This window comes from Paenibacillus pini JCM 16418 (assembly GCF_000576305.1).
In the GTDB taxonomy this organism is placed as follows: domain Bacteria; phylum Bacillota; class Bacilli; order Paenibacillales; family Paenibacillaceae; genus Paenibacillus_AQ; species Paenibacillus_AQ pini.
On record NZ_BAVZ01000020.1, the window covers coordinates 35828 to 62573 of the forward strand.

The 26746-nt window shown below is 42.8% G+C and carries 42 protein-coding genes and 2 pseudogenes; 42 read left to right on the top strand and 2 right to left on the bottom strand.

The genetic code is table 11. The features are described from left to right. The first annotated feature begins 102 nt into the window (after positions 1-102). From tuf to salA, 39 genes and pseudogenes are all read left to right on the top strand, one after another. The gene (tuf, locus tag JCM16418_RS19850) at positions 103-1293 is read left to right on the top strand and encodes an elongation factor Tu (protein ID WP_036652491.1); all 1191 of its coding nucleotides are present in this window, start codon (positions 103-105) and stop codon (positions 1291-1293) included. Between the two features lie 372 nt (positions 1294-1665). Then, a complete protein-coding gene (gene rpsJ / locus JCM16418_RS19855; RefSeq protein ID WP_005544556.1) occupies positions 1666-1974 on the top strand; it encodes a 30S ribosomal protein S10 in 309 nt (102 codons plus the stop codon). 40 nt (positions 1975-2014) lie between these two features. Next, positions 2015-2638, top strand: coding sequence for a 50S ribosomal protein L3 (gene rplC / locus JCM16418_RS19860; RefSeq protein WP_036652493.1), 624 nt, complete (start codon positions 2015-2017; stop codon positions 2636-2638). A 26-nt stretch (positions 2639-2664) separates the two neighbouring features. Next, positions 2665-3288, top strand: a complete 624-nt coding sequence (gene rplD, locus JCM16418_RS19865) for a 50S ribosomal protein L4 (protein WP_036652495.1) — start codon at positions 2665-2667, stop codon at positions 3286-3288. Then, entirely contained in the window at positions 3288-3581 is a 294-nt protein-coding gene (rplW, locus tag JCM16418_RS19870; RefSeq protein ID WP_036652496.1) for a 50S ribosomal protein L23, read from the top strand. Before rplD ends, rplW begins: the two co-directional genes overlap by 1 nt. A gap of 12 nt (positions 3582-3593) precedes the next feature. Further along, the gene (gene rplB / locus JCM16418_RS19875; RefSeq protein ID WP_036652498.1) at positions 3594-4424 is read left to right on the top strand and encodes a 50S ribosomal protein L2; all 831 of its coding nucleotides are present in this window, start codon (positions 3594-3596) and stop codon (positions 4422-4424) included. Between the two features lie 68 nt (positions 4425-4492). After that, positions 4493-4771, top strand: coding sequence for a 30S ribosomal protein S19 (gene rpsS, locus JCM16418_RS19880; protein ID WP_036652500.1), 279 nt, complete (start codon positions 4493-4495; stop codon positions 4769-4771). A gap of 33 nt (positions 4772-4804) precedes the next feature. After that, positions 4805-5137 carry a 50S ribosomal protein L22 gene (gene rplV / locus JCM16418_RS19885; protein ID WP_036652502.1) on the top strand — a complete coding sequence of 111 codons (333 nt, stop codon included), beginning with the start codon at positions 4805-4807 and terminating at the stop codon, positions 5135-5137. A gap of 13 nt (positions 5138-5150) precedes the next feature. Then, a complete protein-coding gene (gene rpsC / locus JCM16418_RS19890; RefSeq protein ID WP_036652504.1) occupies positions 5151-5816 on the top strand; it encodes a 30S ribosomal protein S3 in 666 nt (221 codons plus the stop codon). Position 5817: 1 nt separating this feature from the next. Further along, positions 5818-6252: a 50S ribosomal protein L16 gene (gene rplP, locus JCM16418_RS19895; protein WP_036652506.1), complete on the top strand. Its 435-nt coding sequence runs from the start codon at positions 5818-5820 to the stop codon at positions 6250-6252. After that, on the top strand, positions 6242-6439 hold the full coding sequence (gene rpmC, locus JCM16418_RS19900) for a 50S ribosomal protein L29 (protein WP_036652507.1): 198 nt from the start codon (positions 6242-6244) through the stop codon (positions 6437-6439). Before rplP ends, rpmC begins: the two co-directional genes overlap by 11 nt. Before the next feature lie 43 nt (positions 6440-6482). Beyond that, complete coding sequence (gene rpsQ / locus JCM16418_RS19905) at positions 6483-6749, top strand: 30S ribosomal protein S17 (protein ID WP_036652510.1); 267 nt, start codon at positions 6483-6485, stop codon at positions 6747-6749. Between the two features lie 36 nt (positions 6750-6785). Continuing rightward, a pseudogene (gene rplN, locus JCM16418_RS19910) lies at positions 6786-7153 on the top strand (50S ribosomal protein L14). 79 nt (positions 7154-7232) lie between these two features. Then, positions 7233-7586: a 50S ribosomal protein L24 gene (gene rplX, locus JCM16418_RS19915; protein ID WP_052020592.1), complete on the top strand. Its 354-nt coding sequence runs from the start codon at positions 7233-7235 to the stop codon at positions 7584-7586. Positions 7587-7617: 31 nt separating this feature from the next. Continuing rightward, entirely contained in the window at positions 7618-8160 is a 543-nt protein-coding gene (gene rplE, locus JCM16418_RS19920) for a 50S ribosomal protein L5 (protein ID WP_036652513.1), read from the top strand. A gap of 46 nt (positions 8161-8206) precedes the next feature. Continuing rightward, positions 8207-8392: a type Z 30S ribosomal protein S14 gene (locus JCM16418_RS19925; protein ID WP_036652515.1), complete on the top strand. Its 186-nt coding sequence runs from the start codon at positions 8207-8209 to the stop codon at positions 8390-8392. Positions 8393-8425: 33 nt separating this feature from the next. After that, positions 8426-8824, top strand: a complete 399-nt coding sequence (rpsH, locus tag JCM16418_RS19930; RefSeq protein WP_036652516.1) for a 30S ribosomal protein S8 — start codon at positions 8426-8428, stop codon at positions 8822-8824. 30 nt (positions 8825-8854) lie between these two features. Next, positions 8855-9397 (top strand): 50S ribosomal protein L6, encoded by a 543-nt coding sequence (rplF, locus tag JCM16418_RS19935; RefSeq protein ID WP_036652518.1) that lies wholly within the window; start codon positions 8855-8857, stop codon positions 9395-9397. An 83-nt stretch (positions 9398-9480) separates the two neighbouring features. Next, positions 9481-9849, top strand: a complete 369-nt coding sequence (gene rplR, locus JCM16418_RS19940; protein WP_036652519.1) for a 50S ribosomal protein L18 — start codon at positions 9481-9483, stop codon at positions 9847-9849. A 26-nt stretch (positions 9850-9875) separates the two neighbouring features. Beyond that, positions 9876-10373 carry a 30S ribosomal protein S5 gene (gene rpsE / locus JCM16418_RS19945; protein ID WP_036652521.1) on the top strand — a complete coding sequence of 166 codons (498 nt, stop codon included), beginning with the start codon at positions 9876-9878 and terminating at the stop codon, positions 10371-10373. A gap of 12 nt (positions 10374-10385) precedes the next feature. Then, a complete protein-coding gene (rpmD, locus tag JCM16418_RS19950; protein WP_036652523.1) occupies positions 10386-10571 on the top strand; it encodes a 50S ribosomal protein L30 in 186 nt (61 codons plus the stop codon). Between the two features lie 44 nt (positions 10572-10615). Next, positions 10616-11056 (top strand): 50S ribosomal protein L15, encoded by a 441-nt coding sequence (gene rplO, locus JCM16418_RS19955; protein ID WP_036652525.1) that lies wholly within the window; start codon positions 10616-10618, stop codon positions 11054-11056. Next, the gene (secY, locus tag JCM16418_RS19960) at positions 11056-12357 is read left to right on the top strand and encodes a preprotein translocase subunit SecY (protein ID WP_036652528.1); all 1302 of its coding nucleotides are present in this window, start codon (positions 11056-11058) and stop codon (positions 12355-12357) included. Before rplO ends, secY begins: the two co-directional genes overlap by 1 nt. A gap of 87 nt (positions 12358-12444) precedes the next feature. Beyond that, entirely contained in the window at positions 12445-13089 is a 645-nt protein-coding gene (locus JCM16418_RS19965; protein ID WP_036652530.1) for an adenylate kinase, read from the top strand. A gap of 5 nt (positions 13090-13094) precedes the next feature. Beyond that, positions 13095-13847 carry a type I methionyl aminopeptidase gene (map, locus tag JCM16418_RS19970; protein ID WP_036652532.1) on the top strand — a complete coding sequence of 251 codons (753 nt, stop codon included), beginning with the start codon at positions 13095-13097 and terminating at the stop codon, positions 13845-13847. Between the two features lie 10 nt (positions 13848-13857). Further along, complete coding sequence (locus JCM16418_RS19975) at positions 13858-14166, top strand: KOW domain-containing RNA-binding protein (RefSeq protein WP_036652533.1); 309 nt, start codon at positions 13858-13860, stop codon at positions 14164-14166. A gap of 2 nt (positions 14167-14168) precedes the next feature. After that, complete coding sequence (infA, locus tag JCM16418_RS19980; protein ID WP_036652535.1) at positions 14169-14384, top strand: translation initiation factor IF-1; 216 nt, start codon at positions 14169-14171, stop codon at positions 14382-14384. Positions 14385-14529: 145 nt separating this feature from the next. Continuing rightward, positions 14530-14643 carry a 50S ribosomal protein L36 gene (rpmJ, locus tag JCM16418_RS19985; RefSeq protein WP_026688601.1) on the top strand — a complete coding sequence of 38 codons (114 nt, stop codon included), beginning with the start codon at positions 14530-14532 and terminating at the stop codon, positions 14641-14643. 19 nt (positions 14644-14662) lie between these two features. Further along, positions 14663-15031 carry a 30S ribosomal protein S13 gene (rpsM, locus tag JCM16418_RS19990; protein WP_036652539.1) on the top strand — a complete coding sequence of 123 codons (369 nt, stop codon included), beginning with the start codon at positions 14663-14665 and terminating at the stop codon, positions 15029-15031. Between the two features lie 19 nt (positions 15032-15050). After that, entirely contained in the window at positions 15051-15446 is a 396-nt protein-coding gene (rpsK, locus tag JCM16418_RS19995) for a 30S ribosomal protein S11 (protein WP_036652541.1), read from the top strand. 132 nt (positions 15447-15578) lie between these two features. Further along, positions 15579-16523 (top strand): DNA-directed RNA polymerase subunit alpha, encoded by a 945-nt coding sequence (locus JCM16418_RS20000; RefSeq protein WP_036652543.1) that lies wholly within the window; start codon positions 15579-15581, stop codon positions 16521-16523. Between the two features lie 35 nt (positions 16524-16558). Beyond that, positions 16559-16924: a 50S ribosomal protein L17 gene (rplQ, locus tag JCM16418_RS20005; RefSeq protein WP_036652545.1), complete on the top strand. Its 366-nt coding sequence runs from the start codon at positions 16559-16561 to the stop codon at positions 16922-16924. A gap of 205 nt (positions 16925-17129) precedes the next feature. Further along, a complete protein-coding gene (gene truA / locus JCM16418_RS20010; RefSeq protein ID WP_036652547.1) occupies positions 17130-17915 on the top strand; it encodes a tRNA pseudouridine(38-40) synthase TruA in 786 nt (261 codons plus the stop codon). A gap of 174 nt (positions 17916-18089) precedes the next feature. Then, positions 18090-18527 (top strand): 50S ribosomal protein L13, encoded by a 438-nt coding sequence (gene rplM / locus JCM16418_RS20015; RefSeq protein ID WP_036652549.1) that lies wholly within the window; start codon positions 18090-18092, stop codon positions 18525-18527. 19 nt (positions 18528-18546) lie between these two features. Continuing rightward, the gene (gene rpsI / locus JCM16418_RS20020) at positions 18547-18939 is read left to right on the top strand and encodes a 30S ribosomal protein S9 (protein ID WP_036652551.1); all 393 of its coding nucleotides are present in this window, start codon (positions 18547-18549) and stop codon (positions 18937-18939) included. Between the two features lie 190 nt (positions 18940-19129). Further along, positions 19130-19822: a phosphoadenylyl-sulfate reductase gene (locus JCM16418_RS20025; RefSeq protein WP_036652553.1), complete on the top strand. Its 693-nt coding sequence runs from the start codon at positions 19130-19132 to the stop codon at positions 19820-19822. Positions 19823-19844: 22 nt separating this feature from the next. Beyond that, positions 19845-21017 (top strand): sulfate adenylyltransferase, encoded by a 1173-nt coding sequence (sat, locus tag JCM16418_RS20030; RefSeq protein ID WP_036652554.1) that lies wholly within the window; start codon positions 19845-19847, stop codon positions 21015-21017. Positions 21018-21183: 166 nt separating this feature from the next. Further along, positions 21184-21845, top strand: a pseudogene (cwlD, locus tag JCM16418_RS20035) (N-acetylmuramoyl-L-alanine amidase CwlD). A gap of 72 nt (positions 21846-21917) precedes the next feature. After that, positions 21918-23021, top strand: a complete 1104-nt coding sequence (gene salA / locus JCM16418_RS20040) for an iron-sulfur carrier protein/transcriptional regulator SalA (RefSeq protein ID WP_036652556.1) — start codon at positions 21918-21920, stop codon at positions 23019-23021. Between the two features lie 74 nt (positions 23022-23095). On the opposite strand, the gene gerD is transcribed toward salA, so the two are convergent. Beyond that, positions 23096-23803 (bottom strand): spore germination lipoprotein GerD, encoded by a 708-nt coding sequence (gene gerD, locus JCM16418_RS20045; protein ID WP_036652558.1) that lies wholly within the window; start codon positions 23801-23803, stop codon positions 23096-23098. A 126-nt stretch (positions 23804-23929) separates the two neighbouring features. On the opposite strand from gerD, the gene JCM16418_RS20050 reads away from it, so the two are divergent. Then, positions 23930-24520 carry a KinB-signaling pathway activation protein gene (locus JCM16418_RS20050; RefSeq protein WP_036652559.1) on the top strand — a complete coding sequence of 197 codons (591 nt, stop codon included), beginning with the start codon at positions 23930-23932 and terminating at the stop codon, positions 24518-24520. Between the two features lie 36 nt (positions 24521-24556). Here JCM16418_RS20050 and pdaB read toward each other — a convergent pair whose 3' ends face one another. Further along, positions 24557-25363 carry a polysaccharide deacetylase family sporulation protein PdaB gene (gene pdaB, locus JCM16418_RS20055; RefSeq protein WP_036652561.1) on the bottom strand — a complete coding sequence of 269 codons (807 nt, stop codon included), beginning with the start codon at positions 25361-25363 and terminating at the stop codon, positions 24557-24559. A gap of 89 nt (positions 25364-25452) precedes the next feature. Here pdaB and JCM16418_RS20060 point away from each other — a divergent pair, with 89 nt between their 5' ends. Then, complete coding sequence (locus JCM16418_RS20060; RefSeq protein WP_036652566.1) at positions 25453-26073, top strand: stage II sporulation protein M; 621 nt, start codon at positions 25453-25455, stop codon at positions 26071-26073. A 161-nt stretch (positions 26074-26234) separates the two neighbouring features. Continuing rightward, the gene (locus JCM16418_RS20065) at positions 26235-26465 is read left to right on the top strand and encodes a hypothetical protein (protein WP_036652568.1); all 231 of its coding nucleotides are present in this window, start codon (positions 26235-26237) and stop codon (positions 26463-26465) included. Positions 26466-26746 lie beyond the last annotated feature (281 nt).

Sequence of the window (26746 nt, forward strand, 5' to 3'; positions counted from 1 at the left end):
AAATACTAACCGAGCACATCCAACGTCTCAGATCACATTGCATGATGATCGGTTAGTCTAACATACACAAAGAATCAATCCATTTAAGGAGGAATTGTTCAAATGGCAAAGGCAAAGTTTGAACGTAACAAAACCCACGTTAATATTGGTACTATCGGTCACGTCGACCATGGTAAAACAACATTGACTGCAGCAATCACTACTGTATTGTCTAAAACTTATGGTGGTGCTGCTGTAGCATTTGACCAAATCGATAAAGCTCCAGAAGAGCGCGAGCGCGGTATCACAATTTCTACTGCACACGTTGAATATGAAACACCTAACCGTCACTATGCACACGTTGACTGCCCAGGTCACGCCGACTATGTTAAAAACATGATCACTGGTGCTGCACAAATGGACGGAGCAATCTTGGTTGTATCCGCAGCTGATGGCCCTATGCCACAAACTCGCGAACACATCCTATTGTCCCGCCAAGTAGGTGTTCCTTACATCGTAGTATTCTTGAACAAATGTGATATGGTTGAAGACGAAGAGTTGTTGGAATTGGTTGAAATGGAAGTTCGTGACTTGCTCACTGAATATGATTTCCCAGGCGACGACACTCCAATCATCCAAGGTTCTGCTCGTGAAGCGTTGCAAAACCCTGATGGCGATTGGGCTAAGAAAATCGTTGAAATGTTCGAAATCATCGACACTTACGTTCCAGACCCAGTACGTGACACTGACAAGCCTTTCTTGATGCCTGTCGAGGACGTATTCTCTATCACTGGTCGCGGTACAGTTGCTACAGGTCGTGTAGAGCGTGGTACTGTTAAAGTCGGCGAAGAAATCGAAATCATTGGTATTCATGAAGAATCCAAAAAATCCGTTGTTACTGGTGTGGAAATGTTCCGCAAATTGCTTGATTCCGCTCAAGCTGGTGACAACATCGGAGCATTGCTTCGTGGTGTAGATCGTACTCAAATCGAGCGTGGTCAAGTACTTGCTAAGCCAGGTACTGTTAAACCTCACACTGAGTTCTCTGCACAAATCTACGTGTTGACTAAAGAAGAAGGCGGACGTCATAAACCTTTCTTCACTGGTTACCGTCCACAGTTCTACTTCCGTACAACTGACGTAACTGGTATCATCACATTGCCAGAAGGTACTGAAATGGTAATGCCTGGTGATAACATCACTGTTACTGTTGCCCTAATCAACCCGATCGCAATCGAAGAAGGAACTAAGTTCTCTATTCGTGAAGGCGGACGTACAGTTGGTGCCGGTGCGGTAGCAACAATCTCTAAATAATAAAGGCGTAAGCTTCGATAAAGCAACAATGTACTGTAACTAGCAACGATGTACTGTAACTATAAGAGACAAGGTATGCGACTTCCTCGTGAAGGCAGCATACCTTGTTTTTTTTATTGAGTAGCTTTATATATAATAAAAGAAGTGACTATTTTAAGAATAATACTGAATCTTTCAAATAAATCGAGAATGATTTCTTTAAAAGCTTGCAAAGTGTCTATTCTTTATATATAATAATAAATGTTGTTCTGAGACGTTGCGATGATGTGAGAGGTTACTGACACACCCGGCCCCTTTGCATGGAGCGATGTGTTAGAAAATTTTCACGGAGTATGTCCGATACCAAATTGGGCGATAGAAGGAGGGACTAAAATGGCAAAGCAAAAGATTCGTATTCGTTTGAAAGCTTATGATCACAGAATTCTTGATCAATCCGCTGAGAAAATTGTTGAAACTGCAAAACGTTCGGGTGCTGGTGTATCTGGACCGATTCCACTTCCAACTGAAAAACAAATTATTACTATTCTCCGTGCGGTACACAAGTATAAGGATTCTCGGGAACAATTCGAAATGCGCACACATAAGCGTTTGATCGACATTGTAAACCCAACTCCACAAACTGTGGATGCTCTTATGCGCTTGGACCTGCCGTCCGGTGTAGATATCGAAATTAAATTGTAATTTTCCGTAATGGAATTAAGAAGGGAAATGAGGTGTCAACATGAAAGGTATCTTAGGAAAAAAACTCGGAATGACTCAAGTGTTTACCCCAGAGGGTAACGTAATTCCTGTAACGGTAATCGAAGCAGGTCCTTGTGTGATTCTGCAAAAGAAAGATATTGAAAACGATGGCTACGAAGCGATCCAACTAGGCTTTTCTGATAAAAAAGAAAAGAACGCTACTAAGCCGGAAGCAGGACATGCTAAGAAAGCAAACACTGCACCTAAGCGCTACGTTCGCGAAATTCGTGGTATTGATCTCTCTTCGTATGAAGTTGGCCAGGAATTGAAGGCTGATGTCTTCGCAGAAGGCGAATTCGTTGACGTAACAGGTACTTCCAAAGGTAAAGGTTTCCAAGGTGTAATTAAACGTTGGGGTCAAAGCCGCGGACCAATGTCTCACGGATCGCGTTATCACCGTAGACCAGGTTCAATGGGTTCTATCCAAGCAAACCGTGTTCCTAAAGGAAAACGTCTGCCAGGACATATGGGCCATACTACAATTACAGTACAAAAACTTGAAATAATCCGAGTTGATGTAGAACGTAACGTTATTCTTGTTAAAGGCGCTGTACCAGGCCAAAAGAATGGTTATGTAAAAGTTCATCAAACGGTGAAAAAATAATTACCTGAAGAAAGGAGGAACAAACAATGCCTAAAGTAACACTTTTTAATGTTGGCGGTGGCGAAGTGGGAGAACTGGAACTGAATGATGCAGTTTTCGGTATCGAACCTAACGTACACGTGCTAAATCAAGCTGTACTCTTGCAAAGAGCGTCTTTGCGTCGTGGTACACATAAAGTGAAAGGTCGTTCTGAAGTGCGTGGCGGCGGACGTAAACCTTGGAAACAAAAAGGAACCGGACGTGCTCGTCAAGGATCGATTCGTTCACCACAATGGAAAGGCGGCGGCGTCGTTTTCGGCCCAACACCGCGCAGCTACACGTTCAAACTTCCTAAAAAAGTTCGTCGTCTAGCTATTAAATCCGCATTGTCTTCTAAAGTGATCGACAATAACCTGATTGTGCTTGATGCTTTGGCGCTGACTTCAGCTAAAACCAAAGATTTCGTAGCAATCTTAAACAACCTTAAAGTAGATCGTAAAGCTCTGATTGTAGCTCCTAGTTATGATGATAATGTAGCTCTTTCCGCACGTAACATTCCTGGAGTGAAATTCGTAGCGGCAGACGGCATTAATGTTCTTGACGTACTATTGTACGACAAGCTGATCATTACGAAAGAAGCAGTTCAGAAGGTAGAGGAGGTGCTCGCGTAATGAAAGATCCTCGTGATATTATTAAACGCCCGGTTATTACTGAACGTACTGCTGACTACATGAGCGATATGAAATATGCTTTTGAAGTAGATATTCGTTCGAATAAGACGGAAATCAAACATGCTATTGAATCAATCTTCAAAGTTAAAGTAACAAACGTTAACACAATGCGTGTTCCTGCTAAACCTAAGCGTTATGGTAAATACAACGGTTACACAACCGAGTGGAAAAAAGCCATTGTAACGCTGAGCAAAGACAGTAAAGCGCTAGAGTTTTTTGAATCTGTAGAGTAAGGAGGAATATCTGTGCCTATTAAAAAGTATAAACCGACCACCCCGTCTAGACGTGGTATGTCAGTATCTACATTTGAAGAAATCACCACAGACCAACCAGAGAAATCGTTGCTTGCTCCACTTAGCAAAACTGCTGGTCGTAACAACCAAGGTAAAATTACAGTTCGTCACCACGGCGGCGGACACAAACGTAAATACCGTATTATCGATTTCAAACGCACTAAAGACGGCATACCAGGTAGCGTTGCTACAATCGAGTATGACCCGAACCGTACGTCTAACATTGCTTTGATCCACTATGCAGATGGAGAGAAACGCTACATTATCGCTCCTAAAGGTCTGAAAGTTGGAGATCGCATTGAGTCCGGACCAAGTGCCGACATCAAAATCGGTAACTCGCTTCCAATGGAAAACATTCCAGTAGGTACTGTTATCCACAACATCGAACTTCAACCAGGTAAAGGCGGACAATTGGTTCGTGCAGCTGGTACTGAAGCTCAACTTCTTGGTAAAGAAGAGAAATACGTATCCGTACGTTTGTCTTCTGGAGAAGTACGTAAACTTCTTAAAGTATGTCGCGCTACAATCGGTTCTGTTGGTAACGAAGACCACGAACTTATTAAGATTGGTAAAGCAGGACGTAACCGCTGGAAGGGACAACGTCCAGAAGTACGCGGAGTAGTAATGAACCCTAACGATCACCCACACGGTGGTGGTGAAGGACGCGCTCCAATCGGACGTAAATCGCCAATGTCTCCATGGGGTAAACCAACTCTTGGTTACAAAACGCGTAAAAAAGGAAAAGCTTCTGACAAATATATCGTTCGCCGCCGCACAAAATAATGCACGCTGTGCATAACTTTGTGAAGTGCCGAAAGTAACGAGAGATTGGACGAAGGGAGGATATATATATGAGTCGCAGTTTGAAAAAAGGACCCTTCATTGATGGGTACCTGCTAAAGAAAGTGGAAGACATGAACGAAGCGAGCAAAAAGGCTGTTATCAAAACTTGGTCCCGTCGTTCAACGATTTTCCCACAATTTATCGGTCACACGTTCGGTGTATATGATGGACGCAAACACGTTCCTGTATATGTAACGGAAGACATGGTAGGTCACAAATTGGGCGAATTCGCTCCAACACGTACTTACAAAGGTCATACGGACGACGACAAGAAGACAAGAAGATAATTTGAATCTCTTTGTTTGAAAGGAGGTAAAACAATGGAAGCAAAAGCACATGCAAAATCCATTCGGATTGCTCCTCGTAAAGTCAAACTGGTTGTTGACTTGATCCGCGGTAAGCAAGTTGGTGAGGCTATTGCCATTCTTCGCCACACTCCGAAATCGGCTTCCCTAGTAGTAGAGAAGCTTCTAAATTCAGCGATTGCTAATGCTGAACATAACTACTCTTTGGATATTAATAAATTAGTTGTTTCTGAGGTTTTCGTTAACCAAGGACCAACAATGAAACGATTCCGTCCACGTGCTATGGGACGTGCGAGCCGAATCAATAAACGTACTAGCCACATTTCTTTGGTGGTATCTGAAAAATAAGGAGGGATAACGTGTGGGCCAAAAAGTAAATCCAGTCGGACTCCGGATCGGTATTATTCGTGATTGGGAATCAAAATGGTATGCAGGCAAAGATTTTGGTACTCTTCTAATGGAAGACGTCAAAATTCGTGAGTATCTTAAGAATAAACTTAAAGACTCTGCTGTTTCTCACATCGAGATTGAGAGAGCAGCAAACCGTGTGAATGTTACGATCCACACTGCGAAACCAGGTATGGTTATTGGTAAAGGCGGATCTGAAGTAGAAGTACTACGGAGCCAAGTTACTAAAATTGCAGGCGGTAAGAAAGTTCACATCAATATCTCCGAAATTAAACATGCGGATCTGGATGCAATCTTGGTTGCTGAAAGTATCGCTCAACAATTGGAACGTCGTGTATCTTTCCGTCGCGCTTTGAAACAAGCGATTCAAAGAACAATGCGCTCTGGTGCAAAAGGAATTAAAACTCAAGTCGGCGGACGTCTTGGCGGTGCTGAGATCGCTCGTTCGGAAGGATACAGTGAAGGAACAGTTCCTCTTCATACGCTTCGTGCTGATATTGACTATGGTACAGCAGAAGCGCATACTACTTATGGCCGTATCGGCGTAAAAGTATGGATCTATCGTGGTGAGGTACTTCCTCCGGCTAAGAAACAAGCTGCTCAGGAAGGAGGCAACTAACATGTTGGTACCAAAACGTGTAAAACACCGTAAGCAACAACGCGGACACATGAAAGGTATGGCAAAAGGCGGAACTGAAGTAAGCTTCGGCGAATTCGGTTTACAAGCTCTAGAGCCAACTTGGATCACTAACCGTCAGATCGAAGCTGCTCGTATTGCTATGACGCGCTACATCAAACGTGGTGGTAAAGTGTGGATTAAAATTTTCCCTGATAAACCGATTACTCAAAAGCCTCTCGAAGTGCGGATGGGTAGTGGTAAAGGTAATGTTGAAAAATGGGTTGCCGTGGTTAAACCAGGCAAGATCATGTTCGAACTTGGAGGCGTGTCAGAGGAAATCGCTCGTGAAGCGATGCGTCTCGCCGCTCACAAGCTGCCGATCAAAACGAAGTTTGTGAAACGTGAAGAATTGGGTGGTGAAGCAAATGAAAGCTAATGATCTGCGTAACTTAACCACTGCAGAAATCGAGCAAAAGATTGCGGGATTTAAAGAAGAACTCTTTAACCTCCGTTTTCAATTGGCTACCGGACAGCTTGATAACCCCACTCGGATCCGTGATGTTCGTAAAGAAATAGCTCGTGCTAAAACCGTTGTTCGTGAAAGAGAACTTGGGATTAGTTAATTGATACATTCGCAACCGTCTGTATTCAGGAAGGAGGCTAACTATGAGTGAAGAACGTAATGCTCGTAAAGTGCAAGTTGGTAAAGTAGTCAGTGACAAAATGGATAAAACCATTGTTGTAGCTGTTGAAACTTACAAAAAGCATAATCTTTATCATAAACGCATTAAATCGACTAAGAAATTTAAAGCGCATGATGAGAACAATACAGCAAAAATCGGAGATACTGTTAAAATCATGGAAACTCGCCCACTATCCAAAGATAAATGTTGGAGACTGGTAGAGATCGTTGAAACGGCAGTAATCGTCTAAAGATAGAGATAGTTTTTCCGAAAGGAGGAAATTACAATGATTCAACCATTTACACGTCTGCATGTAGCTGACAATTCCGGTGCGAAAGAACTTATGTGTATCCGCGTTTTGGGTGGTACAGGACGTCGCACTGCTGCAATCGGTGATTTAATCGTTTGTTCCGTTAAACAAGCAACACCAGGCGGCGTTGTCAAAAAAGGTGATGTTGTTAAAGCAGTTGTCGTTCGTACGAAGCGTTCTGTTCGTCGTAAAGACGGATCTTACATCGCATTTGACGAAAACGCAGCGGTTGTTGTCAAGGATGACAAAGGACCACGCGGAACACGTATTTTCGGACTGTGGCTCGCGAACTTCGCGATAAAGATTTCATGAAAATCGTTTCCTTGGCTCCGGAAGTTATCTAATATATACAAACTTCGGTTATCCGAATGAAAAATAGTTTCAAGTTACGCTTGCATCAGCAAGCCGCAGGAGGTGTAACAAATGCCAAAAGTGAAAAAAGTTCTGGAATCTCACAGCCACAAGCTTCACGTGAAAAAAGACGATAATGTTCTCGTAATCAGCGGTAAAGACAAAGGCAAAAAAGGTCGCGTCATTGCAGCTTATCCACGTGAAAACCGTGTACTGGTTGAAGGTGTAAACATGGTGAAGAAGCACCAGAAGCCAAACCAGTCCAACCCTCAAGGCGGAATTCTTGAACAAGAAGCACCGATCCATGTATCTAACGTGATGCATCTTGATCCTAAGAGCGGTAAAGTAACCCGTGTAGGTTACAAAGTGCTCGATAACGGTAAGAAGGTTCGTGTAGCGAAAAGATCCGGAGAAATCATCGACTAATCGAACAGTAAAGAAAGGAGGTCCATGATTCATGTCTACAAGAATGAAAGATCGTTTTCTGAATGAAATTACTCCTGCTTTGATGCAGAAGTTTAGCTATTCTACGGTTATGCAAGTGCCGAAAATCGAAAAAGTTGTTATCAACATGGGTGTTGGTGAAGCTGTTTCGAACTCTAAAGTGCTTGATGCCGCAGTAAGTGATATGCAGTTGATTTCTGGTCAAAAACCAGTCATTACTCGCGCTAAGAAATCCATCGCTGGATTTAAACTTCGTGAAAATATGCCGATCGGTGTTAAGGTAACGTTGCGTGGAGAGCGCATGTATTACTTCTTGGACAAATTGTTCAACGTTACACTTCCACGTGTTCGTGACTTCCATGGTGTTTCCACGAAAGCATTTGACGGACGTGGTAACTACACACTTGGCCTCAAGGAACAATTGATCTTCCCTGAGATTGAGTATGATAAAGTGGATAAAGTTCGTGGTATGGATATCGTTATCGTAACGACAGCTAAAACTGACGAAGAGTCCCGCGAGCTGCTCACTCAATTGGGAATGCCTTTTGCGAAATAATTCGCAAATCCATTCCTCCGAAAATTTTTAGGAGGTGTCAGGTTAAGTGGCAAAAACTTCGATGAAAGTTAAACAACAACGTACGCCTAAGTACAAAGTACGTGCATATACACGTTGCGAACGTTGTGGTCGTCCACATTCAGTACTGCAAAAGTTCAAAGTTTGCAGAATTTGTTTCCGTGAATTAGCTTATAAGGGCCAGATTCCTGGCGTGAAAAAAGCAAGCTGGTAAGAAGTCCATAAACGGGAAGGAGGTTTACACACAATGACTATGTCTGATCCAATTGCAGATATGCTTACACGTATTCGTAACGCTAACACTGTGCGTCACGAAACTGTAGAAATGCCCGCATCTACGATGAAAAAACAAATCGCTGACATTTTGAAGCGTGAAGGTTTCATCCGTGATGCTGAATATATCGATGATAGTAAACAAGGGATTATCCGTGTTTTCCTGAAATACGGCGCGAACAATGAGCGCGTTATCACCGGTTTGAAAAGAATTAGTAAGCCAGGCCTTCGCGTTTACACGAAGAGTAACGAAATTCCTCGTGTTCTCGGCGGTCTAGGTATCGCGATTATCTCCACTTCTAAGGGGATTATGACCGACAAAGAAGCTCGTCAATCCAAATCCGGCGGAGAAGTTGTCTGCTACGTTTGGTAATACACGTCACAAAACAAGGAGGTGCAACACATGTCTCGTATTGGTCGCAAACCAATCTCAGTACCAAGTGGTGTGGATGTCACACTAAACAACACCGTGATCACTGTTAAAGGACCTAAAGGAACTCTGACTCGTGAACTTCATAAAGACATGAAGGTAACGGTTGATAACAACGAAATCGTCGTTGAGCGCCCATCAGATAACAAAACGCATCGTTCCCTGCACGGAACGACTCGTAGCGTAGTCAGCAATATGGTGAGTGGTGTAACTGATGGATTTTCGAAATCTCTGGAATTGGTTGGGGTCGGATATCGTGCAAGTAAATCCGGAGATAAAATCGTTCTGAACGTTGGTTACTCTCATCCTGTTGAAATCACTCCAGAATCAGGTATCGAATTCGAATTACCTTCAAATACGAAAATCATCGTAAAAGGAATCGATAAAGAGCGCGTTGGTGAATACGCTGCTAAAATTCGTTCCGTACGCGAGCCTGAGCCTTACAAAGGTAAAGGTATTAAGTATGAAGGTGAACGTATTATCCGTAAGGAAGGTAAAGCTGGTAAGAAAAAATAATATATTTTTTCTTGCTTGCTCTTTACCCCGTGCGTCTTAAAGTGAAGCTGTAATGGCAAACTGAAAGGAGTGAAAGGGAACTCATGATTACAAAACAAGATAAGAACAAAGCTCGTGTAAGACGTCACCTGCGTGTCCGTAAGAAAATTGAAGGAACTGCAGAACGTCCTAGACTGAACGTTTTCCGTTCTTCTAAACATATGTATGCTCAACTGATTGATGACGTTGCTGGTGTAACAATCGTATCGGCATCTACAGTAGACAAAGAAATTAGCGAATCTATCAAAAACGGTGGCAGCGTAGAGTCTGCTCGTCAGGTTGGAGAATTGGTTGCTAAGCGTGCAAAAGATAAAGGCCACACTTCGGTTGTATTTGACCGTGGAGGATATCTGTATCATGGACGAATTCAAGCATTAGCTGATGCAGCTCGTGAAGCTGGCTTAGAATTCTAGAATTTTTTAAAAAGGAGGTTAACGACTTGCGTGTAGATCCGAATACTTTAGAACTGACTGAAAGAGTTGTAAATATTAACCGCGTTGCTAAAGTTGTAAAAGGTGGACGTCGCTTCAGCTTCAGCGCATTGGTTGTCGTCGGAGATGGCAAAGGCTACGTTGGTGCCGGTATCGGTAAAGCAGGCGAAGTACCTGACGCCATCCGTAAAGGCATTGATGATGCAAAGAAAAATCTTATTCACGTACCAATCGTAGGAACTTCGATTCCTCACTTGGTAACAGGTCACTTTGGCGCTGGACGCGTTCTTCTGAAGCCAGCTTCTGAAGGTACTGGTGTTATCGCTGGTGGTCCTGTACGTGCTGTACTGGAACTTGCTGGTGTAGGTGACATTTTGACAAAATCTTTGGGTTCTTCGAACTCCATGAACATGGTCAATGCAACTTTAGAGGGCTTGTCCCGTCTGAAACGCATTGAGGAAGTTGCTAAATTGCGTGGCAAATCCGTCGAAGACCTACGCGGTTAAGGAGGGAATGTCATGGCTAAACTTCAAATCACCCTCGTTCGTAGTTTGATCGGTCGTCCTGAGACTCAACGTACGACTGTTAAAACACTTGGCTTGGGCAAAGTTAATTCAATTGTGGTTCATAACGACAATCCTGCTATTCGCGGAATGATCAATAAAGTGAACCATCTTGTATCTGTAACAGAAATTGAAGGTTAATCTACTAAGATTAACCTAGAAATAATAAGGAGGTGCAACGAACGATGAAGTTACACGAACTTTCTTCTGCTCCTGGTTCCCGTAAAGAACGCAAACGCGTTGGTCGCGGTCCAAGTAGTGGAACGGGTAAAACATCCGGTCGTGGTCATAAAGGACAAAACTCCCGCTCTGGCGGTGGCGTACGTCCTGGCTTTGAAGGCGGACAAAACCCATTGTATCGTCGTTTGCCAAAACGTGGTTTCGTAAATCCTACGCGGAAAGAGTATGCGGTCATTAACATCGAGGAACTAAACAACTTTGCAGAAGGTACTGAAGTAACTCCTGAATTTTTGGTGGAGAGCGGCGTAGTTAAAAATACGAAGAGCGGCATCAAGATTCTTGGAAATGGTGAAGTAACCGTTAAACTATCTGTAAAAGCTAATAAGTTCTCTCAATCTGCGGTAGAGAAAATCGAGGCTGCCGGCGGTAAAACCGAGGTGATCTAATGTTTAAGACCCTAAAGAATATATGGCGTGTTGCGGACCTACGTAAAAGAATTCTGTTCACCTTGTTAGTTCTCATCGTTTACCGTATTGGTTCGTTTGTTCCTGTTCCAGGTGTAGACAAATCGGTTCTGACACAAGCGAATAATCAGCAAGGTAACGAATTATTTGGTCTTTTAAACACGTTCTCGGGTGGCGCGCTTCATCAATTCTCTATTCTCGCCCTCGGGATCATGCCGTATATTACCTCGTCCATTATTGTTCAGTTGTTGTCGATGGACGTTATTCCAAAGCTTGCTGAATGGGCAAAAGAAGGCGAGCATGGTAAAAAGAAATCGGCACAATTGACACGTTATGGTACGATAGTATTGGGCCTGATTCAGGCATTCGCCATGTCCATCGGGTTTAACCGAATGTACTCGGCCCAAATGATACCGAATGCCACATTTGTAGATTACCTGCTTATAGCGATTGTATTGACAGCCGGTACCGCATTCTTAATGTGGCTGGGTGAGCAAATTACTGAAAAGGGTATCGGTAACGGTATCTCGATCATCATTTTTGCAGGGATTGTAGCTAATATCCCGATGTACATTCGTACTACGGCAACTTCAAATTTCATTCAAGAAGGCCAGGTATTTATGAATACGATCAAAACGATTCTTGTTTTCATCGTAATCGTAGCGATCATTGCAGGTGTTATATACATCCAGCAAGCGATTCGTAAAATCCCGGTGCAGTATGCAAAACGTGTGGTAGGAAACAAAATGTATGGTGGACAGAATACACATATTCCGCTTAAGATCAACGCGGCAGGTGTTATTCCAGTCATTTTCGCATCATCTTTGCTGCAGTTCCCAATTATTATTGCTAATTTTTGGTCAGGGCATGCTTGGGCAAAATGGGTCACCCAGAATCTAAGGTTCGACTATCCACTTGGAATGGTACTGTATGTCTTGATGATTATTGGATTTACGTTTTTCTACACATTCGTGCAGATGAATCCGAACCAAATGGCTGACAACATGAAGAAAAACGGTGGTTATATTCCAGGTATTCGTCCTGGTAAAGCGACTGAGAAATATCTAACGCGGGTTCTGACTCGTCTTACAATGACGGGTGCAATTTTCCTGGCTGCAATATCTCTTCTACCTATTGGATTAGGAACGCTTGCTGGACTACCTAGCTCCGTTAAAATCGGAGGTACCACATTGCTCATCGTCATTGGTGTAGCATTGGATACGATGAAGACCATTGAAAGTCAATTGATTAAACGCCATTACAAAGGGTTTATCAATAAATAAGTAATAGGTCCGGCGAAGTTGACTGAACTTCCCGGTACTTATTGCGTTGTTTCTTGTAAAGGTCAGTGTCGGAGGGAGTGACGAAACGTGAACATTATATTCATGGGCCCTCCTGGGGCAGGAAAAGGAACACAAGCAGAAATGATCGTGAATGAATTTGGTATTCCTCACATTTCAACAGGCGATGCATTTCGTCTGGCGATTAAACAGGAGACTCCCATTGGGATTAAAGCTAAAGAATTCATGGATCAAGGTCTGTTGGTACCAGATGATGTAACAATCGGGATTGTAGAGGAACGTCTGCAGCAGTCCGATTGCGAAAAAGGTTTCTTATTGGACGGTTTTCCAAGAACCCTTTCGCAAGCGGAAGCGCTGGATGGAATTCTAAGCAGACTCCATACAAAACTTGATCATGTCATCAACTTGAAAGTAGACCGCGACAAATTAATGGCACGCTTAACTGGGCGCCGTATTTGTAAAAACTGTGGAGCTACGTACCATGTGATCTTCAACCCGCCTAAGCAGGAAGGGATATGTGATAAATGCGGGGGCGAATTATACCAACGTTCAGATGACAACGAAGAGAGCGTCGGTACTCGTCTTGACGAATATATCAACAAAACTGCACCACTCCTTGCATTTTATGAGAACAAAGATCTATTGCGTCAGATCGATGGTGAAAAGGAAATCGGAACGGTTTCATCTGAAATCGCAACGATACTGCGGGGTTAGTCGTAATGATCATTTGTAAGTCCGAAACAGAACTGGGCTTTATGCGAGAAGCAGGGCGAATTGTGGCTGAATGCCACCGTCTTATGGCAAAGCATATTGAACCGGGTATTACGACCGGGGAACTAGACCGTATTGCCGACCAATACATTCGTAGTCAACAATCACTGCCTTCTTTTAAGGGCTACAATGGTTTTCCTGCCAGCATTTGCGCTTCAGTCAACGATCAATTGGTGCACGGTTTTCCCGGCAAACGCAAATTAAACGAAGGCGACATTATAACGCTAGACATTGGTGCGCAGTACCGTGGTTATCATGGAGACTCCGCTTGGACTTATCCTGTAGGCAAGATTTCGGATGAGGCTCAGCGACTGCTGGACATTACTGAACAATCTTTGTATGCAGGGTTAGAACTTGTCAAACCAGATGTGCGCTTGTTTACGATTTCTCATGCCATTCAACGTGTTGTTGAAGACGCTGGCTTCTCGATTGTTCGGGAGTATGTCGGTCATGGTGTTGGGGCAGAACTGCATGAAGAACCAAGTATTCCGAACTTTGGCTTACCGGATCGCGGACCGCGTTTGAAGCCTGGCATGGTCTTAGCTATCGAGCCAATGGTGAACGTTGGTTCGAGATACGTGAAGACGCTGGAAGATAACTGGACGGTTGTTACGGTGGATGGATCCTTGTGCGCTCATTTTGAGCACACGGTGGCTGTTACACCAGATGGTATGGAAATTTTTACGAAACTGGATCTGTAGGTGAGGTATTTTGAGTAATCAAAGCAGCCTGCAAATCGGTCAAATTGTAAAAATCCTGAAAGGCAAAGATGCTGGACAGATCGCCATTATCGTCTCAGTTGAAGACAGTAGGTTTGTGTATATTGCGGATGGGGACAAACGGAAGTTTGACCAGCGGAAGAAGAAAAACCTTCTTCACTTGGAACCTCAGCCCTTCGTCAGTAGTGAGGTTGTAGACAGTTTAAATGAAAGCGGTCGGGTCACGAATGGAAAACTGCGTTTTGCAGTTTTGAAGTTTATGAAGTCCACCGAATCCAAAACTGAAGAGAGAGGAGACTAACTGTGGCCAAAGAAGATGTAATTGAAGTTGAAGGTACGGTACTTGAACCTTTGCCGAATGCAACGTTCAAAGTTGAGCTTGAGAATGGTCATCAAATACTCGCTCATGTTTCTGGGAAGCTACGGATGCACTTTATCCGTATTCTGACAGGTGACAAAGTGGTTATACAGTTATCACCTTATGATTTAACCAAAGGGCGTATAACTTATCGTAAATAGATAATCTGTTTTCTTCGGAAAGCGATTAGGATGTGAATTCATCCATATTGTTAGACTTAATATTTGTATCAGTAACATGGTTTGAATCTAAGCAAGTCCTTACGAAGTGAGTTTTGCTCGGCAAAACTTGAGGGAGGTAATTAACATGAAGGTGAGACCTTCTGTAAAACCAATGTGCGAAAAATGTAAAGTTATTCGTCGCAAGGGAACTGTAATGGTTATCTGTGAAAACCCGAAACACAAACAAAAACAAGGTTAAGAAGGGGGTGTAGCGTAAAATGGCTCGTATAGCTGGTGTGGATTTACCACGTGATAAACGCGTTGAGATCGCCTTGACTTACATTTTCGGGATTGGTAAAACAACTTCCCAGAAAATTTTGAACTCTACAGGCATCAATCGGGACACTCGTGTCCGCGATTTGACGGAAGATGAAGTCAGCAAATTGCGCGAATCGATCGACAAAACGGTTAAAGTAGAAGGCGACCTGCGTCGTGAAATTTCTTTAAATATTAAACGTCTAGTAGAAATCGGATGTTATCGTGGAGTACGTCATCGCCGCGGTCTACCGGTTCGTGGACAACGTACCAAGACGAATGCTCGTACACGTAAAGGCCCTCGTCGTACTGTAGCGAACAAGAAGAAATAATAAGGGGGGATAAAAGACAATGGCTAAACCGAAAAAAGTCGTACGTACTAAACGTCGTGACCGCAAAAATATTGAATCCGGAGTGGCTCATATTCGTTCCACTTTCAATAATACGATCGTAACGATTACGGATCCTCACGGAAACGCAATCTCTTGGGGAAGCTCAGGCGGACTCGGATTCAAAGGTTCCCGTAAATCCACTCCATTCGCAGCTCAAATGGCTGCTGAGTCGGCTGCTAAAGCTGCAATGGAACATGGTATGAAATCGGTAGAAGTTATGGTTAAAGGTCCAGGTGCAGGCCGTGAAGCAGCGATCCGTTCTTTGCAAGCTGCTGGTCTGGAAGTCAACCTGATCAAAGACGTAACTCCAGTTCCGCATAACGGTTGCCGCCCACCAAAACGTCGTCGTGTCTAATTGAAGTCAACCTGGAATGTGGTATAAATCCGGCACAATCTGCTAATAATGGTTGTTTAGGCATACTACATGTTTACACAAGATAAGGTGACAGTTTCATATAGGAGCGACGTTTGAAGGAGGGGTACTTGCGTGATTGAAATCGAAAAACCGAAAATTGAGACCGTAGACGTCAGTGAAGACGGAGCTTATGGAAAGTTTGTCGTAGAACCGCTTGAAAGAGGATATGGTATGACTTTGGGGAATTCACTTCGCCGAATTCTACTATCCTCGCTACCAGGCGCAGCCGTAACATCTGTTCAGATTGACGGCGTTCTGCACGAATTCTCAACGGTCCCGGGTGTAATGGAAGACGTAACGGAGATTATTCTGAACCTGAAAGCTCTTTCGCTTAAAATTCATTCTGATGAAGAGAAAGTCTTCGAGATTGATGCTGAAGGCGAAGGCGTTGTTACGGCAGCTGATATCCGCGCGGACAGTGATGTAGAAATTCTAAATCCTGACCTGCATATCGCTACTATGGGTCCAGGAGCTAGACTCCACATGCGTATTTTTGCTAATCGCGGTCGCGGCTATGTACAGGCAGACAAGAACAAGCGTGATGATCAGCCGATTGGCGTCATCCCGGTCGATTCTATCTATACCCCAATTAGCCGTGTCAACTATGGCGTGGAAAATACGCGGGTTGGTCAAGTGACCAACTATGATAAATTGACGTTTGAAGTATGGACTGATGGTAGCATCAGACCAGAAGAGGCTGTAAGCCTCGGCGCCAAAATTTTGACCGAGCATGTGATGCTGTTCGTGGGTCTCACGGATGAAGCGAAAGATGCTGAAATTATGGTTGAAAAAGAAGAAGACAAAAAAGAAAAAGTGCTTGAGATGACAATCGAAGAGCTGGATCTTTCTGTTCGTTCCTACAACTGCCTTAAACGTGCTGGTATTAATACAGTACAAGAGCTTACCACTAAAACTGAAGAAGATATGATGAAGGTTCGTAACTTGGGCCGCAAATCTTTGGAAGAAGTTCAGGAAAAGCTTGAGGAACTTGGTTTAGGTCTCCGTACTGAAGAATAGCTTCTTAGATTTGTTAGCGAAGGAGGGGAAAATACATGGCATACCAAAAGTTGGGCCGCGATTCCAGCGCACGTAAAGCATTGTTCCGTGACCTGGTGACCGACCTGTTCTTATATGAACGTATTCAAACGACTGAAGCGAAAGCAAAAGAGGTTCGCTCTATCGCTGAAAAACTGATCACTAAAGCGAAAAAGGGAGATCTTCATGCCCGTCGTCAAGTGGCAGCATTCGTTCGTCGTGAAACTGTTGACGGTGAGCAAGATGCTATTCAGAAATTGTTTAGCGATCTAGCTCCACGTTACGCAGAGCGTCCAGGTGGATACACTCGTATCTTGAAACTGGGACCACGCCGCGGAGACGCAGCACCTATGGTTTATTTGGAACTGGTTGATCGCGCGTAGGATAGATGAGGATAAGGAAAGGGTGGAAGGAATCATTGGATTCTGATCAAACCCTTTTTTCTCGTCATAGACGGGAGAGAGGCTCCGTAAGGAGCTTCTTTTTATGACCATTATTTAAAGAAACGGCATCGCCGTCTTTTACGGTGATGCCGTTTCTGCATTTATGGTCAACACGCGGTTTGGATACAGGAGGTTTACAATTGGAATGCGTAACCTGTGTATGAAAGTTAGTTATGACGGTAGTCGGTATTGCGGTTTTCAGACCCAGCCCAAGGGGAGTACGGTGCAGGATTGTCTCGAGAAAGCAATTATGCTTTTGACAGGAGAAGAGTTGAAAATTTTGGCCTCGGGTCGTACAGATGCAGGTGTGCATGCTTATGGCCAAGTGTTCAATTTTTTAACATCTTCTAAGATCCCTATAGAACGTTGGTGCATTGCACTCAATACCCGCTTGCCTGAGGATATCATTGTTAGAGATGCGGTAGAGGTTCCACTTGCGTTTCATTCGAGACATTCGGCGAAACGTAAAACATATCGCTACACCATCAATGCTAACCAGTTTCCAGATGTGTTCCAGCGGAAGATGCAGTATCATCATTCAGGGAAGCTGAATGTGCCGGCGATGGCTGAAGGACTAAAGTATCTGATTGGAACGTTTGACTTTTCTTCCTTCGCATCACGACATTCTACTAAGCCTTCTCATGTTCGTACTGTCTTCGATGCGCACATTGTAGTTGATGACTCTATGTGTCGTCCTAATTCTAGGGATCAGGGATTAATTCATATGTATATTACCGGTAGTGGTTTCCTGCAGCACATGGTAAGAATTATCATGGGAACACTGCTTGAAATTGGCGAAGGTAAGAAACTACCTAAAGAAATGCCTCAGATTCTCGAGATGATGGACAGATCAAAGGCAGGGCCAACAGCGGTTTCCAAGGGATTAGTTCTCTGGAATGTGGACTATGGGGAATTGTTTGAAAATTATTAAAATACAGCTTGCGATTTATAGGCCTATACTGTAAAATAAAAGTTGTGTTTTCTTAATGGCTTTCCCACAGCCCCATTTAAGAGATTGCAAACAACCTAACGTTAATAATGAGTTACAATGACCGAATATAAATATCAAGTTTGACTTTTCGACGAAAACAAGGAGGAACTATTCATGCGTACCACCTATATGGCTAAGCCAAATGAAGTTGAGCGCAACTGGCACATCATCGATGCCGAAGACAAAACGCTTGGCCGTCTGGCAAGCGAAGTCGCTGCTCTTATCCGTGGCAAACACAAGCCTCAATTCACAACTCACGTTGACACAGGTGACTTCGTTGTCATCATCAATGCTGAGAAGATTCACCTAACTGGTAAGAAACTTCAAAACAAAAAATACTATCGCCACTCCATGCACCCAGGTGGTTTGAAAGTGACGAATGCTCACGATTTGCTTAACACTAAACCTGAGCGCGTATTGGAATTTGCTGTACACGGTATGCTTCCTAAAACCCGTATGGGCGACAAGATGAAGCTGAGACTTAAAGTATATGCAGGAACGGAACACCCACATGCAGCACAAAATCCGCAAGTCTACGAACTTCGCGGATAATTAAAAGGAGGACAGTTTCATGGCACAAGTACAATACTATGGGACAGGTCGTCGTAAACATTCGGTAGCACGTGTTCGCCTTATACCGGGTGAAGGACGCATTGTCATCAATAAACGCGACATCAATGAATACTTCAATTTGGAAACTCTCAAATTGATCGTTAAACAACCTTTGAACTTGACTGAAACTTTGGGACAATACGATGTTCTCGTTATTGCTCATGGTGGAGGAACTTCAGGTCAAGCTGGCGCAATCCGCCACGGTATCTCCCGTGCATTGCTTAAAGCAGATCCTGAGTACCGTCCAGCTTTGAAAAAAGCAGGATTCTTGACTCGTGACCCACGTATGAAAGAGCGTAAAAAATACGGTCTTAAAGCAGCACGTCGTGCACCACAGTTCTCGAAACGTTAAGATTTCAACAAAGACCTTTTCTGTCATGTACAGAAGGGGTCTTTTTTTGTTGTATTTTTATAGCAATATGGGGTTTTATTCATGGTTTGGCATTGACATCCAACTAAAATTATTTATACTTGATTTAATTCATATTAATTCTGTAGGTATTTAATGGATTTAATATTTTAAGATGGAGGAATTGCTGAAGATGAACTTATTTGAGAAAGAAGAATGGATCCGCATCAAGGCGGAAGAGTTTGAAGATGCGACGGCTGAAGAAGTCGTTAAGTTGGCAGTTGATACTTTTCCTAATATTACGTTCGCGTGTAGTTTTGGTGCAGAAGATGTCGTGTTGGTGGATATCCTTCAGAAAATCCGTCCATCCGCAGATATCTTTTATTTAGATACGGATTTTCATTTTAAAGAAACCTATGATACCCGTGATCAGATGGCAGCCAAATATGGTATTGAGTTTGTGAGAGTATCTCCTAAGCTAACACCACTAGAACAGGTTGAAGCCCACGGTGAGGCGCTTTGGACGGTAGATGCTAATCAGTGCTGTAATATTCGTAAAGTCGAGCCGTTGACACGTATTTTGTCTCAATATGATGCTTGGATTACAGGGATTCGGCGTGACCAGGCTCCAACGCGTGCGAATGCTAAGAAAGTGGAATACGACGCTAAATTCGGACTTGTTAAATTTAATCCACTAGCTAGCTGGACCTCGGAAGATGTTTGGAATTATATCCGCCAGAATAATGTACTTTACAATCCGCTCCATGATAAGAATTATCCGAGTGTGGGATGCGAATATTGCACACGTCCTGTCATGCCTGGTGAGGATCCGCGCGCAGGCCGCTGGTCTGGCAATGATAAAACAGAATGCGGGCTTCACAAGTAAATATATTTAAGGGGAGATAGAGATGACGTCAATACAACCTCACGGCGGTACACTCATTAATCGCGTTGTAGAAGGTAAAGCGAGAGAGCAGCTTTTGGAAGTAGCAGCTACATTGAAGCAAATTCGTATAAATAAGTGGACATTATCTGATTTAGATCTAATTGGCGTGGGGGCTTTTTCTCCTCTGGAAGGTTTTCTGAATGAACAGGATTATCGCTCAGTATTACAATCTATGCGTCTTGCAGACGGTACAGTCTGGAGTATACCTATCACTTTGGCAGTGAATGAGGAACAAGCTGCTGAACTTTCAGTGAATGAGCAGGTTGCTCTCATAGGTGAGGACGATTACGTTGTATACGCTCTTTTAGATATTCAAAGCATCTATGCTGTCAACCAATTAGAGGAAGCTACATATGTATTTAAGACAGATGACCCAGAGCATCCCGGTGTGCAAAAGCTACTTGAGCGCCCATCTACTTATGTAGGTGGATCAATACAGCTGTTAAACAGACCTCAGCCGGCTAAGTTTAATGAATATTATTTTGACCCATCCGAGACTCGGCGTATATTTCAGGAAAAAGGATGGAAGAGTGTAGTTGGTTTTCAAACTCGTAATCCTGTACACCGTGCCCATGAATATATTCAGAAGAGTGCAATGGAAATTGTAGATGCATTGTTTCTGAATCCATTAGTGGGTGAAACCAAATCCGATGATGTACCTGCAGATGTTCGGATGAAAAGTTATTTGGTCTTATTAGAAAACTATTATCCACAGGATCGTACATTCCTAGGCGTATTTCCAGCAGCAATGCGTTATGCAGGGCCGAGGGAAGCCATTTTCCATGCTGTGGTACGTAAAAATTATGGATGCACTCATTTCATCGTTGGCCGTGATCATGCAGGTGTTGGTGATTATTATGGCACGTATGAAGCTCAAGAAATCTTCACCAATTTTACGGCAGAAGAACTCGATATTACTCCGCTCTTTTTTGAACATAGCTTCTTTTGTAAACGATGTGGCAATATGGCATCAAGCAAGACTTGTCCTCATGGTAAAGAAGAGCATATGGCACTCTCGGGTACAAAGGTGCGTGGTCTCCTTCGTGATGGTCAATGTCCTCCGCCCGAGTTTACACGCCCAGAAGTTGCTCAAGTGTTAATCGAGGGTATGGCTGAACAAGTCACCTCTTCATAGTACTATTTGTCCACCTTCCCCCATATAGTGTGATTAGAATCATTATGGGAACGGAGGTGGATTTATTATGTCCAAGCCTAAATCAGATCCAGCCGTATTGTGGATCCGGATGAGTATGGTTAAAAGAATGCTCATTGGTGTTGCATTGCTTGCTATTTTTATTGGTGTGGCAACGTATCAGATACCTGCTGTCAAAACATCGGGTTACTGGAGTTTACCGCTTGCGGGTAAAATTGTTGCTCTTGATGCGGGACATGGAGGGCCGGATGGCGGAGCTGTCAGTCGCCAAGGCGTAATAGAGAAGGATATTAACCTCGCTATAACGTTATATCTAAGGGATTATCTACAGCAAGCAGGTGCTCTTGTTGTGCTTACACGTGAAGGTGACTATGATTTGGCCCTGCAGGATACTAAAGGATATTCTAAACGTAAAACAGAAGATCTAAAGCAGAGAGTTAAGCTAATTGAAGATAAGCGCGCTGACTTATTTATGAGTATTCACCTCAATAGTATCCCATCTAATCGGTGGAGTGGAGCACAGACCTTTTATTACCCTAATCATCCAGATAACGCGAACCTTGCAACACTCGTTCAAGAAGAAATTAAACGCAATTTAGAAAATACAGATCGTATAGCCAAGACAATGAACACGGTTTACATATTGCAGGCTTTAAAAATGCCATCAGCCTTGTGGAAGTCGGTTTTCTGTCTCATCCAGAAGAGTCCAAATTGTTAAGGGATGAGAATTATCAGCGTAAGGTGGCAGCTTCGGTGTATAAAGGAATCTTGCGGTATTTTTCCGGGGAAAAGGGTAAGATATCGTCATAAAATGATGTATAATATAACGTGAACTATAAATCATTTGTATGATCTAATATATGAAGTTGAGGTGCAGCCATCATGTTATCACGAGAACAAGTGCAGGAACTTCTGCTACGCTTGGGAGACCCTGCTAGTGGCAAGAGTCTGCTCGAGATGCAGTTGATTAGAGATATTGTAGTGAAAGAGGACAAGGTATCATTGTCTGTGATTACCCTGGACACGAGAGATGATTACAAGCAAGCGTTGGAAGCAGAAATCCGTAAACGGCTGACTGAAGCTGGTGCGGGTGACATTCATATCCGTATGCGGGAAGCGAATGAACATGAACGCGCTAGAGCGACTGGCGAGGATTCTCCGGAAATTCAGGAGGCAAAACTGACGAAGGGGCATGCAGCTGGTCTTGAGAAGAATGAGCTGCTTAGTCCAGATTCTGGAGTTCACTTTATCGCTGTTGCTAGTGGTAAAGGTGGTGTCGGTAAATCTACAGTTACGGTAAACTTAGCTGCAGCACTTGCCCGCCAAGGTAAGAAGGTTGGCCTTATAGATGCGGATATCTATGGATTCAGTGTACCTGACATGATGGGTATTGAAGAAGGACCCGAAGTGGTTGATGGAGTAATCGTGCCTGTTGAACGTTTTGGCGTGAAGGTTATGTCTATGGGATTCTTCATCCGTGAAAATAATCCAGTGATCTGGCGTGGTCCGATGCTAGGGAAAATGCTCCATCAATTTTTTGACGATGTGGATTGGGGCGACCTAGACTATCTATTGCTTGATTTGCCTCCAGGAACAGGCGATGTAGCGCTTGACGTGCATCAGATGCTTCCACAGAGTAAAGAGATCATTGTAACTACACCGCACGCTACTGCAGCTTTTGTTGCTGCTAGAGCGGGTGCTATGGCGTTACAGACGAATCATGAGATATTAGGTGTGGTAGAGAATATGGCATATTACCAGTGCTCTTCTTGTGATAAACGCGATTATGTATTTGGTCGTGGTGGAGGTGGCCAATTGGCAGAGACTCTCCATACAGAGATTCTTGCACAGCTTCCACTAGGAGCGCCTGATAACCATATATCTGAAGCTGACTTCTCGCCGTCGGTATACAAAACCGAAAGTGAAAGCGGCAAAATATATAATGAACTTGCTCAAAACGTTATTAAGAAATGTGAAATTAACTAATTTTTTGATACAAGTTTCTAATAACAAAGTTAAAAAAAGCCCCCATTTGGGAGCTTTTTTTATATAAATGATGGTTACGTACCGCTATCTCCGCCACCTTCACCTTCTTGAGAACCGCCGCCTTCTTTATCACTGCCGCCACCTTGATCTCCGCCCTCTTTACTTTTATCACCCTCGTCCTTACCTTTTTCAACCTTAGGTTGGAGTTCCTGGGTTACTACAGTTTTGAGTAAATTCATAACTTCCATGCGGAACAATGGGCTTTGCATTGCCTCCTGCATGACAGTCATGGATTGCTTGCGGAAATCAGGGGTCTTCGTAAGATCAAGAAACATTTTCATAATCTCTGGGGACTTCATAATATCGGCTACGGCTTTTTGATACGTTGGATCTTTAATGAGTTGTTTATGAATTTCTTTGTTCTGTGAATTGATGGCTTTGGCAAAATCACCAGCAAAAGAAGGGTCGGTCATAATTTTTTCGAGTTCTTTTTTATACTCAGGAGCTGTTAAAGTATCTTTTACAGCCGTACGAATATCATCGCTTGCCTGTAAAGACATCATCTTCATGCCGCCTGAACCGCCACCTTGAGATCCTCCTTTAAGGGATTCCTCTACAGCCTTTTTACCTTCGTCGCTTTTTAGAATATCGACAACCATGGTTTTCATTTCTTTGTAATCGCCTTGGGGCTGTTGCGAATAATTTTGTTCGGATCCGCATCCTGTAAGTGCAGCGGAAAGTCCCAAGATCAACCCCCACATACCGATAGCAGGCCATTTCATGAGTGCTGTCCTCCTTTGCTTAAATCCTATATGTAGTATGCCGATCTAAAATTAGAAATATGTTGTGGCAGGAATGGTTTTTTATTGTGAACGTTGGTAAAATAAAGCCTTGGGGGTGCTAGAGGATTGAATTTGAAAAGTTGGATTACCTTATTTTGGAAAACGTTGTTAGTTGGTGCAATTGTGGGATTGATTACAGGCTTTTTGCAGCAGCTTAACAATGGGGGAATTGATTTCAAAAGCTTTAAGGATTTATTGTTATTTATTGTTATCTTATTAGGTTACGGCATTATGGTAAGTGTTTATTCGCAGCTCGGATTTTTTGCTTATATGATTTTGAATTATACTGCAATTGGTGTTATCAAAATGAAAACGTGGCAGTATATCCAGTTGATCCTTGCAGTGCTGGCTTTACTTGAAGTAATGTTCTTCAGAACATTCGTTGATGGGGCGGACAAGCAGCAATCTGATTTATTAGTGGGTATTTTAATCCTTGTCGTTGCTGTCATCGTTGCTTTTTTCAAGGTGAGAGCCACAAATTCTAATGCCTGGATTCCAACGATATTCTTCATGATAGCAGCCACGATCGTTGAATTAATTGGCGGTCTGAAAATTGGAGATACAAACGCCACTGTATTTATTTTAATTCCATTGCTTGCTTGTAATGCGTACCAAATATTGATTTTGCATAAAATATTGAAACCAAAAAAGAGCTAAGATATCTTAGCTCTTTTTTCATTAGGTTTCTTTCGGTTACATTCCAGCAGCATCATCAATGGCGTTTTGGATCGTCGCCTGATCATGAATGACCTTACCTTGAGTATCATTTTGACTTAGGAGATCGGAGACTGTTACAAACTCGTATCCCAAACCGCGAAGTTTATCAATAATGACAGGAAGCGCTTCATGGGTTTGTTTGCAGGAATCACTTGCGTGCAGGAGTACGATATCACCTGGATGGGCTTTGGAGACTACTCGATCCACGATTTGATCGACACCAGGGTTCTTCCAATCTAATGAATCGGTATCCCATTGAATGACTTTGTAGTTGAGGCTGTCCGCAATTTTGAGTACACGCTTGTCAAAATCCCCGTTAGGCAAACGGATTAGATTCGGTTCCTTACCAGTTAAATCGGTTAAAATAGTGTTGGCTGTCGTCAATTGTGTTTTGATTTCTTCTTCACTAAGGCTGCTGTAATTAACATGCTTATGTCCATGACTTCCAATTTCGTATCCGCTGTCTTTAATGTTATTCACAATGTCAGGATGGCTTTTGCTCCAAGGAGAGGATAGGAAGAATGTTGCCTTCTGTATGTTCTTGTCCTTAAGTACCTTCAGAATGGGTTCAGTTCTTTTGTCTCCCCAACTGATATCAAAGGTGAGAGCAATGACCTTTTTTTCTGTCGGAACACTGTAAATGGCAGCAGGGGCTCCCTCCGAGAAGACAGAAATATTGTCGCTTTCCACATAAATAATTCCGATTGCAAAGACTGCTGCGGCAACAACGTAAAACATTCGCTTTATCTTTCGACCGTTCAGCACATAAAAAAATGAATTCATTGTGTGTGGCTCTCCTTTCTCATTCAGAATGCTTGTTTACTTCAATGTATGCTCGTACTTAAGACTTATTACTATAAGGAGGTATTGTAATGTTAAGGCTTAGCACTTTTCTTAGAGATCTCAAATCGATTCGAGTAGCCCTTTTGATCTCATTACTTTTATTCGTTGTTGGAGTGGCTTTAGGTTGGATAAGTACTGGAACACTTAAGGAGATCATCAATCAGCAAATGTCAGGCCTTTCGAATGTCGCTAATGGACTGAGAGAATCAGAGCATCCGCGATGGTCGTTTTTTGTTTTCATTTTTTTGAACAATAGTATTAAAGGAATAATCATTATGTATTTAGGAATATTAGTGGGTTTCCTACCGGTGTTCTTCTTACTTATCAACGGAATGGTTATAGGCTATTTAGTACATAGCGTAAGTATGCAGGGTGAGAGTCTATTCGATCTCATTGTAAAAGGGTTGCTTCCGCACGGGATCATTGAAATACCTGCAATCATTATTGCCTGTGCATTTGGATTACAGCTAGGGATACAGGCGATAACTAGTATTGGTGCAATTGGATCAGAAGAAAGGAGAAGAGTACAAGCAATAAAGTGGAGGCAATTATTTAGACAATCAATCACAGCAGGTTTCTGGATAGTTATTTTACTGCTCATAGCCGCCGTTATTGAAAGTACTCTGACATTTGCTTTAATGCAGAATTAATATTTTGTTAAATATATTCATAAATTTCCCATAAATTGAGCATACCAATAAGACGATTGTTATTATTGAACAAAACGGAGCGGGTAAAAGAGAGTGCAGTATCTCAAAGCTTTTAATCCATGCTCCGTTTTTGTGTTATTAACGAGGGGGCCAGTCAAAAGATGTTGGGTATGCTGTTTAATGAGAAAGAGTGTAAAGAGCTTGATTATGTGCTTCGCAAAGAATTGGATGAAATGTTATTTGATTTAAGTGATCAACGTCTAGATCACGATATTAGAAATGCGATTGCAAATCGTTATAAAACAGTATTCCATATGTATGCTAGGTTCGCTCCCAAGAAGGAAATCTCTAAATATGCACGTAACAACATCACTCCAAGAATCAAGCATTAAATTCAACATTAATGCTTGACGACATAGATAAATATATGTTAAATTAATTCTCGCTTCAGTTTTACTGTATTGAAGTTAAGCCGAGTAAGTAATCAAGCGCAATAAACGAAATTGAAAAATTTCAAAAAAAAGCTTGCATTAAAAACTCAGACATGATATATTATAAAAGTTGCCGCTGAGATAAATGAGCGACAACGAAAGAGAAATTGATCTTTGAAAACTGAACAACGAGTGAGTAAAGATTTTGCTTGCAAAATCTAAAGCGAGACCATTTGGTCCAC